Raw genomic sequence first — 13,546 nt, 5'->3', positions numbered from 1 at the left:
CGCGATCAGATCTTGGCGACCTGGTTGAAGGTCAGTTCGACGGGTGTCTCGCGGCCGAAGATGGACACGAGCACCTTGAGCTTCTGCTGCTCGGCGTTGACCTCGCTGATCGAGGCCGGCAGCGTCGCGAACGGGCCGTCCATGACGGTGACCGACTCGCCCACCTCGAAGTCCACCAGGATCTCCGGGCGTTCCAGGGTGGCCTCAGAGGACGCGGCCGCAGCAGTGGACGCCGCCTTGCCGGGCTTCTTCGCCGCACCCTGCGGCAGCAGGAACTTCACCACATCGTTGAGCGACAGCGCGGTCGGCCGTGACGTCGCGCCGACGAAGCCGGTGACACCCGGGGTGTTGCGCACGGCGGCCCACGAATCGTCGGTCAGTTCCATGCGCACCAGGATGTAGCCGGGCAGTACCTTGCGGTTGACCTGCTTGCGCTGGCCGTTCTTGATCTCGGTGACTTCTTCGGTGGGCACCTCGACCTGGAAGATGTAGTCGCCGACGTCCAGGTTCTGCACGCGAGTCTCGAGGTTGGCCTTCACCTTGTTCTCGTAGCCGGCGTAGGAGTGGATGACGTACCAGTCGCCCGGCTTGCTGCGCAGCTCAGCTTTGAGCGCGGCGGCCGGATCGAGCTCCTCCTCGGCAGCCTCGCCGGCGGCTTCCGCCGTCTCAGCGTCAGGCGCCGCCTCGATCTCAGGTGTGGCAGCGTCTTCGTCGATCACATCGACGAGCGCCTCACCCGTGGGCGTATCGCCTTCGGGGGTTGTCACGGTAGTCAGTCCTCTCTAAAACGTCAGCGTTCGCTAGCCGAACACCCACAGCACAAGCTTGGCCAGGCCGAGGTCGACCCCACCGATCAGGGCAACCATGAAGGCCAGGAACAGCAGAACCACGGTGGTGTAGCTGACCATCTGCTTGCGGTTGGGCCAGATCACCTTGCGCAGCTCGGCGACGACCTGCTTGAGGTAGTTCCAGACGAACAGGATGGGGTTGCGCGACGGCCCGGACTTGACCTTCTTCTTCTTGGCCTTCGTCTTCTTGCCGGGCTTGTCCTCGACGCCGAGTTCTTCGGCGGTCGATTCGACTTCCTCCGGCTCGGCCAGCGCAGTGGCTCCGGCGCGCCGGGACCGCTTGCCCGTGGGACGCGCGGGGCGGGTCACGACGACGGTCTGACCGCCGGTGGTGTCCTCGTCGCGATCCAATCGGCCGTCGCCTGCGGCGTCAGCACTTTCGCGCTCGTCGCTCACCGCATGCTCCTTTGTGTCGAGTACGTGTGGGCTGGAGTACCCAGCCCGGTGTGCACCCTCCAGTGTCCACCATGTTCAGTCCAGCTTTATTCAGTTGAAGCAGGGGCGACAGGACTTGAACCTGCAACCTGCGGTTTTGGAGACCGCTGCTCTGCCAGTTGAGCTACGCCCCTCTGTCTAACTCGCCGGGAAGTCCCCACATAATTCGCGCGCTCCCCGTCCGGTCAAACCCGAACCGACGGACAGCGCGCTTATCTGGGAAAACCCCGAGGTCCGAGTGTACAACGGCACACCAAGCAGGTGTTAATCCGTCGTTAGTCGTGAGTGACCGGCTTGCGCAGAACCTGTCCGGTCTCCGGATCCCAGCCTGCCGAGATCGAGTTGTCACCCTCGTGCCCCATCAGCGTGGTGAACGATTCCATGATCATCTCACCGTGCTGGTCGATGAGGACGTTGCGGGTGGTGACGATATCGGCGCCGAACCGCTCGTCGACAGACTCGATATACATCGTGCCGCGCACGGCGTCGCCCTCGACGATCGGCCGGTAGAACTTGAACTTCTGATCCACCTGGACGATCTGCAGTGTCTCCAACCCGACATCGACGTGCTGGAAGAAGTGGTTCTGAATCATCACCGCGAGGATCGACATGAAAGTCGGCGGAGCGACCAGACCGGAGTGGCCGAGCTCGGCGGCGGCCTTGTCGTCCATCGAGGCGGGGTCGGGCGACTTCACCGACTTGGCGTACTGGCGGATTTGCTCACGGCCCACCACGAAGGTGTCGGGGTACTCCCAGACCATTCCGCGGATATCAGTCTTGAGTGCCATGGTTACGCCAACTTCGCCGTTGCGACGGCACGGCCGAAGATCTTCTTGCCACCGGTGGTCGCGATCAACGCGATCGTGATGGTCTTGGTCTCGGGGTCAGCCGACTTCACCTTGCCGGTGAAGAGGATCTCGGCACCGACACCGTCGTTGGGTACCGGCACGATCGCGGTGAAGCGCACGTTGAACTCGGTCACCGCACCTGGGTCACCAAGCCAGTTCGTCACATAGCCGCCGCCGAGACCCATGGTGAGCATCCCGTGCGCGATCGCGGTGTCCAGCCCGACCTGCTTGGCGATCTCGTCGTCCCAGTGGATCGGGTTGAGGTCGCCGGACACGCCGGCGTAGTTGACCAGATCGGCGCGGGTCAGGGTGATCACCCGTTCCGGCAGTTCCTCACCCACTTTGACCGAGCTGAACTCACGCAGTGCCATCGTTGAAGCCACTCTCTCCATCTCCCTCACTCCGCCCGGCGAGCGTCGTGTAGGTCTCCTGTACTACTTCGTCGTCCTCGTTGCTGACCACGTTCTTGGTGACAATGATGTCGGTGCCGTGCGCCCGACGAATGTCGTGGACGTAGACGTCACAGTAGAGCTTGTCGCCGGCCTTGATCGGCTTGACGAACTTCAGAACCTGGTCGACCTGCACGATCTGCTTGTCGGTGATCCCGATGTCGGCGTGCTCGAAGAAGGCCAGTTGAGCGGCGTAGCCCAGCATCGACGTGAAGGTCAGCGGCGCCAGAACGCCGTCATAGCCCAGCTGCGCGGCGGCCTCGTCGGAGAAGAACGCCGGATCGAAGTTCTGGATGGCTCGGGCGTGCTCGCGGATCTTTTCCCGCTCGACCAAGTAGTAGTCGGGGTAGCGAAAATGGCGCCCGACCAATTCTTGGGACAAAGCCACGGAGCAGGACCTATCTAGTCAACCTCGGCACTGATGGCTGGCCGTCGTCGCGACGGCCGGCGAAATCAGCGCGACTCTTTGTGCGGCTGGTGCTGGCCGCAGTTCGGGCAGAACTTCTTCAGCTCGAGCCGGTCGGGGTCGTTACGACGGTTCTTCTTGGTGATGTAGTTGCGGTGCTTGCACACCTCGCACGCCAAAGTGATCTTCGGCCGTACGTCGGTACTGGAGGCCACGTTCGTTGCCTTCTTTCACGTTCTCGTTTGCGTCTACCTGTAGCGGTGGGGAGGCTCGATCTCCCGACCTCACGATTATGAGTCGTGCGCTCTAACCAGCTGAGCTACACCGCCCCGATGGGCACTTGCGGAGCCCCGCGGCGCCCAGAGGTCGGCCACGAGATCCGAGTGTCCACCGAGCCCCCTAACGGAATCGAACCGTTGACCTTTTCCTTACCATGGAAACGCTCTGCCGACTGAGCTAAGGGGGCCTGACCCGCGAGCGACGAACTGCCGTGGGCCTTAAAGAGGGTACAGCCTGCGGATGGGCTCAGCCAAACCGCTCGAGTGGGAACCCGATCGGCCCCTGGGCCGGGCTGAGCGCGGCACGCGGAGACGCTTACTGTGAAGCCATGGCATCGACGGACCGTCTGTATTTCCGCCAGCTGCTCTCCGGCCGGGATTTTGCCGCCGGCGACATGATGGCGCAGCAGATGCGCAACTTCGCCTACCTGATCGGTGACCGGGAAACCGGCGACGCCGTCGTGGTCGATCCGGCCTACGCCGCCGGCGACCTGGTCGACGCGCTCGAGGCCGACGGTATGCACCTGTCCGGCGTCCTGGTCACCCACCACCACCCCGACCACGTCGGCGGGTCGATGATGGGCTTCACCCTGGCGGGCCTGGCCGAACTCCTCGAGCGGGTCGAAGTCCCGGTGCACGTCAACACCCACGAAGCGGATTGGGTCTCGCGGGTCACCGGCATTCCCATGAGCAGCCTGACCGCGCACGAGCACGGCGACAAGGTCTCCGTCGGCGCCATCGACATCGAGCTGTTGCACACTCCGGGCCACACGCCGGGCAGCCAGTGCTTCCTGCTCGACGGTCGCCTGGTCGCCGGCGACACTCTGTTCCTGGATGGCTGCGGGCGCACCGACTTCCCCGGCGGCGACGTCGACGAGATGTTTCGCAGTCTTCAGCAGCTGGCCGCACTCTCCGGGGATCCGACGGTGTTCCCCGGGCACTGGTACTCGATCGAGCCCAGCGCCACGCTGTCTGAGGTCAAGCGATCCAACTACGTCTACAAAGCGTCGAGCCTGGACCAGTGGCGCACGCTGATGGGCGCCTGACACTTCCAATTACGTTGGCAGTAGCCATAATCAGTTATGGCCGACACCCTGTATGCCGACATTTCGGAGTGGCAGGTCGGCGTCAACGACACCTATCCGTATCCGGTGTTGCGCATCCGCTCCAATGACGGCACCTACCGCGACCGCCGCTGGGTGAACAACTACGGCTGGTGTCTGAGCAATGTCGACATCGGGCGCCTGGCCTTTTTCATCGTCTACTTCGTGTGGCGGCCTAATTGGCGCGAGACCGTCGAGACGTTCAAATCCCAAGTGCGAGCGCCCCATCCGAAGATGGCGGTGATGATCGACGTCGAGTCGTGGGGTGGTCAGATCTCCGGTGACCAGTCCGCCGGGATCAATGCCGCCTACCGCGAAGTGGGCGCCTACGTCGGCTCGACCGCGAAGGTGATCGGCTACGGCAATGTCGGTGACCTGAATCGGTTGTGGCCCACCAAACCGGACGGCATCAGGCTGGTCGTGGCGTCATACGGCTCGAATCCGCCCTACCCGGGCAAAGTCGCCCACCAGTACACCGACGGGCAGGGTTACGGTGGCGGACTGCCGGAAGGGGCGCCGCCGTTCGGCCGTTGCGATATGAACTCGGCGGACGGCCTGACCGCGCCGCAGTTCGCGCAGGCCTGCGGCGTTTCCCCGGTACTGCCGATCGCGCTGGCCGTGCGCCGGCGCCGCGCATCGATGGCTGCGAGCCCGTACGCGCTGCAGCGTCGATTGGCCCAGCGCGGCAATAACTTTCAATCTCGTCAATACTGAAGACATCGGTTTGCTGTGATATAAGCATGAGGTGGAAAACGCGAGTGATCTCGCGGATCTGTGGGGAGATGTCACCGGAGTCGGGGCCGGCACGTGGTTGGCGGTCGCCGCCTGGGCAGCAGTGCTGCTGGGGCTGGCGGCGCTGATCTACGCGCATCGGCAGATTCGTCGACAACAGAGAGTCAATGACAAGCAGGCGCGGCCGCATGTCGCGATGTTCATGGAGCCGCACTCCGCGGACTGGCATGTCATCGAACTGGTGGTCCGCAATTACGGCGCCACCGCGGCCTACGACGTAGGCTTCGCCTTTCCCAAACCGCCCACGGTGGCCCGCTACGAGCATGCCGAGGACGGATTCACCGACATCGTGGAATTGGCTCTGCCGCAAAGCATTCCCGAGCTCGCACCGGCGCAGGAGTGGCGCACGGTGTGGGATTCGGCGCTTGATCGCAGCCAGTTTGGCGAGTCTATCGACTCGCGATTCGAGGGGGTGGTGTCCTATCACGACCAGCCCGAGCCGCAGGGCTGGTGGGCCAAGACCTTCGGCCGCAAGCGCACGGTGTACCGGACCAAAGTGGCGCTGGACTGGGACACTCTGCAGCCGGTGCACCGCGTTGAAATGATGACCGGGCACGATCTGGCACGGCGCGAGCGCGAGAAGCTCGAACTGTTGCGGAACGTACTCGACTACTTCCATTTCGCCACCAAAGAGACGCGCGTCGATGTCCTTCGCGAGGAGATCGCCCGGATGAAGCGGGCCGCCGAGGAAACTCAGAGCCGGTGGCGGCGGGAGAGGTTCGAGCAGCCCACGGAAGTCGTGCGGCTGCCTCGGCACGGGTAGGCGGATCGCCTCTTGGCAATCGGAACTTCGTTACGTAACGTCGATACGAAATTAGACGCTGCGACGAAGGAGCATCCATGAGCGGGTCGGTCAGTTATCGCAAGGACGACGCGGTCGCGGTCATCTCGTTGGACGACGGCAAGGTCAACGTGCTGAGTCCGGCCATGCTGAAGGAGATCAACGACGCCCTGGATCGCGCCGAGGGCGACAACGCCGGCGCTGTGGTGATCGCAGGCAACGACCGCGTCTTCAGCGGCGGCTTCGACCTGAAGGTGTTCCGCTCCGGCGACATCGAGGCCTCCGTCGAGATGCTGCAGGGTGGGTTCAACCTGTCGCACCGACTGCTGTCGTTCCCCAAGCCCGTCGTCGCTGCGATCACCGGTCACGCGATCGCGATGGGATCGTTCCTGGCGTGCAGCACCGATCACCGAATTGCCGGTCCCACCTACAACTTTCAGGCCAATGAGGTGGCGATCGGGATGGTGCTGCCCTACCCCGCCCTGGAGATCATGCGACTGCGGCTGACGCCGTCGGCCTATCAGCAGGCGGTCGGTCTGGCCAAGAACTTCCTGGGCGAGACCGCACTGGCCGGCGGCTGGGTCGACGAGATCGCGATGAATGACCAGGTTTTGGCGCGCGCCGAGGAAGCCGCTCATGAGTTCACCGCGCTGAACGCCAGCGCGCACCTGGCCAGCAAGCTGCGCGCCCGCCAGGCCACCCTGGATGCGATGCGCGAAGGTATCGACAACATCCGTTCCGAGTTCGGAATGTAGTAGTTCGTGCCCAGGGTCAAGCAGCGCACTCCCGAGCTGCGCGACCGCGTGGTCGACGTGGCGGTGAACACGTTGTGCAAAGACGGGATGTCGGGCTTCACCACTCGCCGCGTCGCCGAGCGCGCAGGCACCTCCGTGCCCGCGGTCTACGAGTTGTTCTCCGACAAGGACGGACTGCTGCGGGCGGTGTTCTTCGAAGGCTTCCGCCGTCTCGGCGGTGAGCTGGTCGCAATACCCGAGACGGCTGACGAGCTGGGCGATCTTCGGGCCGTGATTCCGGTGTTCCGCCGGTTCTGCCTGGACTACCCGCCGCTGGCACGGGTGATGTTCAGCAGACCGTTCCAGGAGCTCGACCCCGACCCTGACCAGCTGGCGTCCGCGCCGACCGTGCGGCAGATCCTCGTCGGGAAGGTGCAGCGATGCCTCGACGCCGGCCTACTCGCAGGCGACCCGGTCGACATCTCCCACGTATTGCTCGCACTGGCCCAGGGATTGGCGGTCCAGGAGGCCGGGCGCTGGCTGGGGACGTCGGCGTCCTCGGTCGATCGCCGTTGGGACGTTGGCGTGCAGGCGGTTCTCGCGGGCTTTCGCGCCTGACGGCGCTACGACTTCTTGCTGGGGATGACGATGATGACGATCAGCGTCAGGATGGAGAAGAACAGCCCCAGAATGCCCCAGCCGAACGGGTTACGTCCTTTCATCCCCGCAATGACGGCGCAGATGATCGCGGCGATGATGCTGCCGATGGCAACGAAGATGCCTTTGATGCCGCGCAGGATGAACCCCGCCGCTTCGATGTTGTCGCTGGCCGCCAGCACGACGCTGTGCAACATTCGGGCCTCCTTTGTAGGTTGGGTCTGGTTGCCCATTCGAAGACCGAACTAACCGCCGCGTCAGCAAAGAGTTGCTGTCAACCACCTGTCAATGTGGTCGGCCACGGATTCCCAGCCGCGTTCGAGCATCATGTTGTGACCCATGCCCGGAAACATCACCGGCTCGGTGCGATAGGCCCGCGCGGTTGCGGCCACCTCCTTCGGTGTGAAGAATCCGTCGAGCTCGGCGCCGAGCACCAGCACCGGTGCCCGGACCCGGCTGGGCCGGGCGAGGTGGCGATACAACAGATCTCGGTAGAGCACCCGGGCACTTTCCGCGCTCAGCCGCGACGTGCACGCGGCGACGATATGCTCGGGCGTGTCCGAATGGTAGAAGGTGGCCTGTGAAACACCCTGCGCTGCAAAGAAATCCAGCGGTCTACTGAAAGAACGGGTGCGCACCGATTGGCGTCGATGTCGCCATGCCACTCGCACCGTCGCGGGAGCGATGCCCGTCGGCGGGGCTGACGCGACCAGGACCGCGGCGGGCGCCTCGTGCACCGCCAGGTATTTCTGCACCACGAAGCCACCCATCGAGTGACCGATAACCACCGGCGGCACCGGGAGATCGTCGGCGACGGTCTTCACATCCTGGACGTAGTCGAGGACGCCACAGGAGTTGATCGGCACCGCGGAAGGGCTGGCACCGTGGCCGCGCAGGTTCAGCGCCAGAGCGTGGTAGCCGCGGTCGGCGAAGTAGTCGAGGAAGTGGTCGTCCCAGCACCAGGCCCCGTGGAAGGCGCCGTGTACGAACAGCAGCGGTGTGGGGTGGGTGGCAGTGGCCCCGCCCTTGGCGATCACCTCGAGCACAGCGGAACCCTATCGACGCGGGCCGCTGTTTGGCGGGTGAATGCGGCGGCAATAGGTACGCCGTGATCTGGCTCCTGCAGCTGCCCGCACCGCTCGTCGGGTTTGTGGTGGTCATCATCACCGTCGGCCTGGCCGTGCTGGGGCTGGTGCTGAGCCGACGCATCCTCCCCCAGCGACGGTTGGCACGGTCGGGCGCGGTGGCGGGCCACGTGTTCGACCTTGCCGGGGTGCTCTACGCCGTGCTGGTGGCCTTCGTCGTCGTGGTGGTGTGGGAGCAGTTGAATCAGGCTGAGCGGGGCACGGAGGCGGAGGCGTCCGCGATCTCCGACCTGCTGCGCGATTCCACCGGCCTGCCGGTCGCCGATAGGGCCGAAATTCAGCGGAGCCTGATCGACTACACCAACGACGTCATCGACGACGAATTTCCCCGCATGCGACGCGGGGAGACCATCGAGCAGCAATCCGAGCACCTGACCGCGGTGTGGAACAGCTTCCTGCACATCGAACCGGCCAAGCAGAGCGAGATCGCGTTCTATCAGGAGTCCATCACCCGGCTCGACGAATTGGGCAGCGCCCGCAAGACGCGAATCTCCGGCAGCCAGTCGGAGATTCCTGGCGAGTTGTGGGTGTTGCTGCTGGGCGGCGGCATGGTGATGCTGTTGTTCACCTACACCTTTCCCTCCTCCGACGTCGTAATCCACGGCGCGTTGATCGCGTTGGCCGGCTCTCTGCTCGCGTTCGTTCTCTATCTGACGTTTGCGATGGAGCATCCATTCGTGGGTTCCATCGCGGTTCAGCCGACGGCCTACGAGAACGTACTGGACACCTGGTCTCAGCTAGCGGGGAAGTAACGCAACTCGAGCGGGCCGGCCGGGTACCGTGCGGCGGGTGGGACGCGTCGACGGCAAGGTTGCCTTGATCACCGGTGCCGCTCGCGGGATGGGCGCAGCCCATGCCCGGCTTCTGGTCGGCGAGGGAGCCAAGGTGATTCTCGGCGATGTTCTCGACGACGAGGGCGCCGCGGTGGCCGCCGAACTCGGCGACGACGCCCGGTACATCCACCTCGATGTTTCGGATCCCGACGACTGGGCGGCGGCCGTCGCGCTGGCCCTGTGCGAATTCGGCACCCTCAACGTTCTGGTGAACAATGCCGGCATCGTTTACCGGCGCACCCTGAAGAACCTGGAACGTGAACGCTGGCAACGGGTTATCGACGTCAACCTGACCGGGACCATGCTCGGCATCAAGTCCGTGATCGAGCCGATGACCGACGCGGGCGGCGGTTCCATCATCAATATGTCGTCCATCCAGGCGATGCGCGGAACGCCTGGCAACCACGGCTACGTCGCATCCAAATGGGCGATCCGCGGGCTGACCAAATCCGCCGCACTCGAGCTGGCGGCCAACAGCATTCGCGTCAACTCGCTGCATCCCGGCATGATCCGGACCCCGATGACCGCACACATGCCCGACGATCTGGTCGCCGCCCCGATGGGTCGCCTCGGCGAGCCGGACGAGGTGTCGTCGTTTGTGTTGTTCCTGGCCAGCGATGAATCGTCCTATGCGACCGGCTCGGAGTTCGTGATGGACGGCGGTCTGATCAGCGACGTGCCACACCGGATGTGATAGTCGACGACGATCGGCCCGCCAGCCTTTCCGCTCAGCGCGATCAGAACTGCGTTGCTCGACGCCGTGGTGGCGCAATAGCTGGCTGATCGCCGGTAACGGCAGGTCCGAACCGATGCCGACCGGCGCAATACGCCGGCAACTCGCTGCACCCGCAAGCGCCTTGCTGGATGCCTTGGTCAGCGGCTTTACCGTGGTTGACGAGAGATGTGAGTCAGTCAGGAGGGTGCGATGGGCGACGCCGAGCCGGTGCCGATCCGCCGGGCGCGGGCCGATCAGGCTCGTCTCGTGGCCGACGTCCTGCGCCATCACATCCACGACGGCGGCTATCCGCACGGCCTTCCCGCCGAGGCGGAACTGTCGGTGGAGTTCGGGGTGTCCCGCAACGCCGTTCGCGAAGCCCTGGCCACCCTCAAAGAGGAGGGCCTTATCGATCGGGGCCCGAAGGTCGGCACGCAGGTCGCCATCCGCAAATACGACCATGGCTTGGATGCGCTTGTCGGACTGAAGGAAACATTCACAAGCTACGGCGAGGTCCGCAATGAAGTGCGAGCGGCGATGTCGGTGGCCGCTCCCCCGGCGGTCGCCCGCCGGCTCCAACTGCAGCCCGGCGAACCGGTGCTGTTCGTCGAGCGGCTGCGGTTCCTCGGCGATCTACCGCTGAGCCTGGACAAGACCTATCTGGCACCGGACGTCGGAGCCGAGGTCCTGAAACACCCCCTGGAAACCAACGACATCTTCGCGCTGCTCGAAGAGGTCACCGGCCAGCGGCTGGGATCGGCGAGCCTCGCCGTGGAGGCGGTACCCGCCGATGCTCACTCGGCAGCGATTCTGCAGGTACCGGAAGGCGCCGCGGTTCTGTTACTGGAACGGCTGACTCATCTCGATGACGGCAGACCCGTCGATCTCGAATACATCCGCATGCGGGGCGACCGAATCACCCTGCGCGGCAATCTCGTCAGGGAGTTGTGATGACACTGATCAATCAGCGGGCCGACGTCCCGGTCACCATCGACGAGTCGCTGTGCATCGAGGGATGCACCCTGTGCGTGGACATCTGTCCCCTCGACTCGCTGGCCATCAACCCGGAGAACGGCAAGGCCTTCATGCATGTCGACGAGTGTTGGTACTGCGGCCCCTGTGCAGCCCGCTGTCCCACCGGCGCCGTCACCGTCAACATGCCCTATCTCCTTCGCTGAAAAGCCCGAATTCCCGGAGTAATTCATGAAACACCGCTTTACGGCCGCGCTGGCGGCTGCCCTCTTCACCGTGTCGGCGGCAGGTTGCTCGCTGGACTCCAAGGCCCAGTCGGCCGGTGAGGTCAATGTCGTCATCGGCTACCAGTCCAAGACCATCAACACTGCCACCGCGGGTGCCCTGCTGAAGGCCAAGGGCTTCCTGGAGAAGCGACTCGATGACATCACCAAGCGGACCAACGTCAAGTACACGGTGCAGTGGCAGGACTACGACACCGGTGCACCGATCACCGCACAGATGCTGGCCGAGAAGATCGACATCGGTTCGATGGGTGATTACCCACTGCTGATCAACGGGTCCAAGACCCAGGCCAATGAGCGCGCCAAGACCGAGGTCGTCTCGATCACCGGGTACAACGCCAAAGGCGCCCTCAATATGGTTGTGGTCAGCCCCAATTCGCCCGACCGGGTTCTCACCGACCTGCGTGGCCAGAAAGTGTCGGCCTCCGTGGGGTCGGCCGGCCACGGCACGCTGGTGCGAGCGTTGACGAAGGCCGGAATCGACCCGAAGACCGGCGTCGAGGTACTCAACCAGCAGCCGCAGATCGGAGCATCGGCGCTGGAATCCGGTCAGGTGCAAGCCTTCGCACAGTTCGTCGCGTGGCCGGGGCTGCTGGCATTCCAGAACAAGGGACGGCTGCTGTTCGACGGTGCCGAGTTGAATGTCCCCACCTTTCACGGCGTGGTCGTCCGCCGCGACTACGTGGCCCAACATCCCGAAGTCCTCGACGCGTTCCTCCAGGCCCAGATCGACGCGACCGACTTCCTGCACGAGAAGCCACTCGAGGCAGCCAAGCTGGTGGCCGACGGCAGCGGACTTCCCCAGGAAGTGGTGTACCTCTACAACGGTCCCGGCGGCGCGGTCTCGTTCGACCCCACCCTGAAGCAGTCCCTGGTCGATGCCTTCAGAAGCGATATCCCGTACCTGAAGTCCATCGGTGACTTCGCCGATCTGAACATCGATCAGTTCGTCAACGACGCACCGCTGCGCAAGGCGTTCGCCGACCGGAACCTCAACTATGACTCCGCGGTGGCGGCCACGACCAATCCGATCACGGTCGGTGGCCAAGACCCGGTCTGCAATGTCGCGGTCACCGACCCCGCGCTGGCCGGTGAACTGTGGATCGATGGTCAGCCCACCACGCAGCCCGCCGCCAATCCCAGCTGCTTGTTGCGGGCGCTTCGCGAAGCCAACGCCAAGGGCGAGAAGGTGATCGCGGCCTACATTCCAGACACCGAGTTGGGTACCCGCTGGTTCGCCGATCGGTCGGTGTGGGTGCAGTCGCCCGCCGCCAACAACGGTTACCTGCCATTCGATACCGAAGCCGGTGCACAGCGCTACATCGCGGCACATCCCGACGCGAAGGTGGTGGACTACCAGGCCGCGCTGGCCGGCGCGGTATGACCACCCAGCCCGCGGTTCTCGCCGGGCCCGTCACCGTGGGAGTCGGCGCCGCGGCGCCGAAACCGGCCCGGTCACGGCGCCGTCCGTGGGGCTCATGGGCGGTTCGGATCGCCTCGGTGGTCGCGGCGATCGCGCTGTGGCAGGTGCTGACCGCCAACCACGTGCGGTTCTGGGTGCGCTTCGATACGTTGCCGACGGTGACCGAGATCGTCAGCTCGTTCACCAAACGACTTGCTGCGCAGGAGTACTGGCTTGACCTCGGGCAGTCGCTGATCAGGATCCTGACCGGATTCGCGCTCGCGGCGGTGGTGGGCGTGGTGACCGGCATTCTGCTCGGGCGCTCAGCCGCGTTCGCCAACGTCTTCGGACCGCTGACCGAACTCGCCCGGCCCATTCCGGCGATCGCGATCGTCCCGGTGGCCATCCTGTTGTTCCCCAGCGACGAGGCGGGCATCGTCTTCATCACGTTCCTGGCGGCGTTCTTCCCGATCATGGTGAGCACCCGGCATGCGGTGCGCGCCCTGCCGACGATCTGGGAGGAATCGGTGCGCACCCTCGGCGGCAGCCGATGGGATGTCCTGATTCGTGTGGTGCTGCCGGGCATCCTGCCGGGAGTCTTCGGCGGCCTGTCGGTCGGTCTGGGCGTTGCCTGGATTTGTGTCATCTCCGCCGAGATGATCTCCGGTCGGCTCGGTGTCGGCTATCGGACCTGGCAGGCCTACACCGTATTGGCCTATCCCGAGGTCTTCGTCGGCATCATCACCATCGGCGTCCTCGGGTTCACCACCTCTGCAGCCGTCGAAGTGCTGGGCCGCCGCGTCACCCGGTGGCTGCCCCGCGGCGAGGAGAAGACCAGATGACGCTCACCGCACCGCAAACGGG

The 13,546-nt window shown here is 64.6% G+C and carries 19 protein-coding genes and 3 tRNA genes; 11 read left to right on the top strand and 11 right to left on the bottom strand.

Going from position 1 to position 13,546, the window contains the following annotated elements; genetic code table 11:
- Nucleotides 1–5 precede the first annotated feature (5 nt).
- The 9 genes from nusG to D3H54_RS04755 all read right to left on the bottom strand — a co-directional run bounded on the left by nusG (nucleotide 6) and on the right by D3H54_RS04755 (nucleotide 3,452).
- Nucleotides 6–767: a transcription termination/antitermination protein NusG gene (gene nusG / locus D3H54_RS04795; protein WP_149378090.1), complete on the bottom strand. Its 762-nt coding sequence runs from the start codon at nucleotides 765–767 to the stop codon at nucleotides 6–8.
- A 33-nt stretch (nucleotides 768–800) separates the two neighbouring features.
- Complete coding sequence (gene secE, locus D3H54_RS04790) at nucleotides 801–1,244, bottom strand: preprotein translocase subunit SecE (RefSeq protein ID WP_149378089.1); 444 nt, start codon at nucleotides 1,242–1,244, stop codon at nucleotides 801–803.
- A gap of 100 nt (nucleotides 1,245–1,344) precedes the next feature.
- Nucleotides 1,345–1,417: transfer RNA gene (locus D3H54_RS04785), tRNA-Trp, on the bottom strand.
- Between the two features lie 141 nt (nucleotides 1,418–1,558).
- Nucleotides 1,559–2,071, bottom strand: coding sequence for a (3R)-hydroxyacyl-ACP dehydratase subunit HadC (gene hadC, locus D3H54_RS04780; RefSeq protein WP_115318733.1), 513 nt, complete (start codon nucleotides 2,069–2,071; stop codon nucleotides 1,559–1,561).
- A 2-nt stretch (nucleotides 2,072–2,073) separates the two neighbouring features.
- Nucleotides 2,074–2,502: a (3R)-hydroxyacyl-ACP dehydratase subunit HadB gene (gene hadB / locus D3H54_RS04775; protein WP_115318732.1), complete on the bottom strand. Its 429-nt coding sequence runs from the start codon at nucleotides 2,500–2,502 to the stop codon at nucleotides 2,074–2,076.
- Entirely contained in the window at nucleotides 2,489–2,968 is a 480-nt protein-coding gene (gene hadA / locus D3H54_RS04770; protein WP_115318731.1) for a (3R)-hydroxyacyl-ACP dehydratase subunit HadA, read from the bottom strand. The genes hadB and hadA overlap by 14 nt, the downstream gene beginning before the upstream one ends.
- Nucleotides 2,969–3,033: 65 nt before the next feature.
- Complete coding sequence (gene rpmG, locus D3H54_RS04765; RefSeq protein WP_005143733.1) at nucleotides 3,034–3,201, bottom strand: 50S ribosomal protein L33; 168 nt, start codon at nucleotides 3,199–3,201, stop codon at nucleotides 3,034–3,036.
- A 40-nt stretch (nucleotides 3,202–3,241) separates the two neighbouring features.
- Nucleotides 3,242–3,315, bottom strand: a tRNA-Met gene (locus tag D3H54_RS04760).
- Between the two features lie 64 nt (nucleotides 3,316–3,379).
- Nucleotides 3,380–3,452, bottom strand: a tRNA-Thr gene (locus tag D3H54_RS04755).
- 141 nt (nucleotides 3,453–3,593) lie between these two features.
- Between D3H54_RS04755 and D3H54_RS04750 the strand changes: the two genes are divergently transcribed.
- The 5 genes from D3H54_RS04750 (at nucleotide 3,594) to D3H54_RS04730 (ending at nucleotide 7,292) form a co-directional block, all read left to right on the top strand.
- A complete protein-coding gene (locus tag D3H54_RS04750; protein ID WP_149378088.1) occupies nucleotides 3,594–4,310 on the top strand; it encodes an MBL fold metallo-hydrolase in 717 nt (238 codons plus the stop codon).
- A 36-nt stretch (nucleotides 4,311–4,346) separates the two neighbouring features.
- Nucleotides 4,347–5,081: a glycoside hydrolase family 25 domain-containing protein gene (locus tag D3H54_RS04745; protein ID WP_149378087.1), complete on the top strand. Its 735-nt coding sequence runs from the start codon at nucleotides 4,347–4,349 to the stop codon at nucleotides 5,079–5,081.
- Between the two features lie 31 nt (nucleotides 5,082–5,112).
- Nucleotides 5,113–5,922, top strand: coding sequence for a DUF8453 domain-containing protein (locus D3H54_RS04740; protein ID WP_149378086.1), 810 nt, complete (start codon nucleotides 5,113–5,115; stop codon nucleotides 5,920–5,922).
- Nucleotides 5,923–5,999: 77 nt separating this feature from the next.
- On the top strand, nucleotides 6,000–6,695 hold the full coding sequence (locus D3H54_RS04735; RefSeq protein ID WP_149378085.1) for a crotonase/enoyl-CoA hydratase family protein: 696 nt from the start codon (nucleotides 6,000–6,002) through the stop codon (nucleotides 6,693–6,695).
- 6 nt (nucleotides 6,696–6,701) lie between these two features.
- Entirely contained in the window at nucleotides 6,702–7,292 is a 591-nt protein-coding gene (locus D3H54_RS04730) for a TetR/AcrR family transcriptional regulator (RefSeq protein ID WP_149378084.1), read from the top strand.
- Nucleotides 7,293–7,297: 5 nt separating this feature from the next.
- Here D3H54_RS04730 and D3H54_RS04725 read toward each other — a convergent pair whose 3' ends face one another.
- Nucleotides 7,298–7,528 (bottom strand): deoxyribodipyrimidine photolyase, encoded by a 231-nt coding sequence (locus tag D3H54_RS04725; protein WP_115319086.1) that lies wholly within the window; start codon nucleotides 7,526–7,528, stop codon nucleotides 7,298–7,300.
- A gap of 60 nt (nucleotides 7,529–7,588) precedes the next feature.
- Entirely contained in the window at nucleotides 7,589–8,377 is a 789-nt protein-coding gene (locus tag D3H54_RS04720) for an alpha/beta hydrolase (protein ID WP_149378083.1), read from the bottom strand.
- A 62-nt stretch (nucleotides 8,378–8,439) separates the two neighbouring features.
- Between D3H54_RS04720 and D3H54_RS04715 the strand changes: the two genes are divergently transcribed.
- From D3H54_RS04715 to D3H54_RS04690, 6 genes are all read left to right on the top strand, one after another.
- On the top strand, nucleotides 8,440–9,228 hold the full coding sequence (locus tag D3H54_RS04715; RefSeq protein WP_115318723.1) for a bestrophin-like domain: 789 nt from the start codon (nucleotides 8,440–8,442) through the stop codon (nucleotides 9,226–9,228).
- A 37-nt stretch (nucleotides 9,229–9,265) separates the two neighbouring features.
- Nucleotides 9,266–10,003 carry a glucose 1-dehydrogenase gene (locus tag D3H54_RS04710; RefSeq protein ID WP_149378082.1) on the top strand — a complete coding sequence of 246 codons (738 nt, stop codon included), beginning with the start codon at nucleotides 9,266–9,268 and terminating at the stop codon, nucleotides 10,001–10,003.
- A gap of 231 nt (nucleotides 10,004–10,234) precedes the next feature.
- The gene (locus D3H54_RS04705) at nucleotides 10,235–10,975 is read left to right on the top strand and encodes a GntR family transcriptional regulator (RefSeq protein ID WP_149378081.1); all 741 of its coding nucleotides are present in this window, start codon (nucleotides 10,235–10,237) and stop codon (nucleotides 10,973–10,975) included.
- The gene (locus tag D3H54_RS04700; RefSeq protein ID WP_115318720.1) at nucleotides 10,975–11,202 is read left to right on the top strand and encodes a 4Fe-4S dicluster domain-containing protein; all 228 of its coding nucleotides are present in this window, start codon (nucleotides 10,975–10,977) and stop codon (nucleotides 11,200–11,202) included. Before D3H54_RS04705 ends, D3H54_RS04700 begins: the two co-directional genes overlap by 1 nt.
- A 25-nt stretch (nucleotides 11,203–11,227) precedes the next feature.
- On the top strand, nucleotides 11,228–12,664 hold the full coding sequence (locus tag D3H54_RS04695; RefSeq protein ID WP_149378080.1) for an ABC transporter substrate-binding protein: 1,437 nt from the start codon (nucleotides 11,228–11,230) through the stop codon (nucleotides 12,662–12,664).
- The gene (locus D3H54_RS04690) at nucleotides 12,661–13,524 is read left to right on the top strand and encodes an ABC transporter permease (RefSeq protein ID WP_149378079.1); all 864 of its coding nucleotides are present in this window, start codon (nucleotides 12,661–12,663) and stop codon (nucleotides 13,522–13,524) included. The genes D3H54_RS04695 and D3H54_RS04690 overlap by 4 nt, the downstream gene beginning before the upstream one ends.
- Nucleotides 13,525–13,546: the final 22 nt, after the last annotated feature.

The organism is Mycobacterium sp. ELW1 (assembly GCF_008329905.1).
Classification (GTDB): Bacteria; Actinomycetota; Actinomycetes; order Mycobacteriales; family Mycobacteriaceae; genus Mycobacterium.
This window is presented reverse-complemented; position numbering and strand designations above follow the sequence as displayed.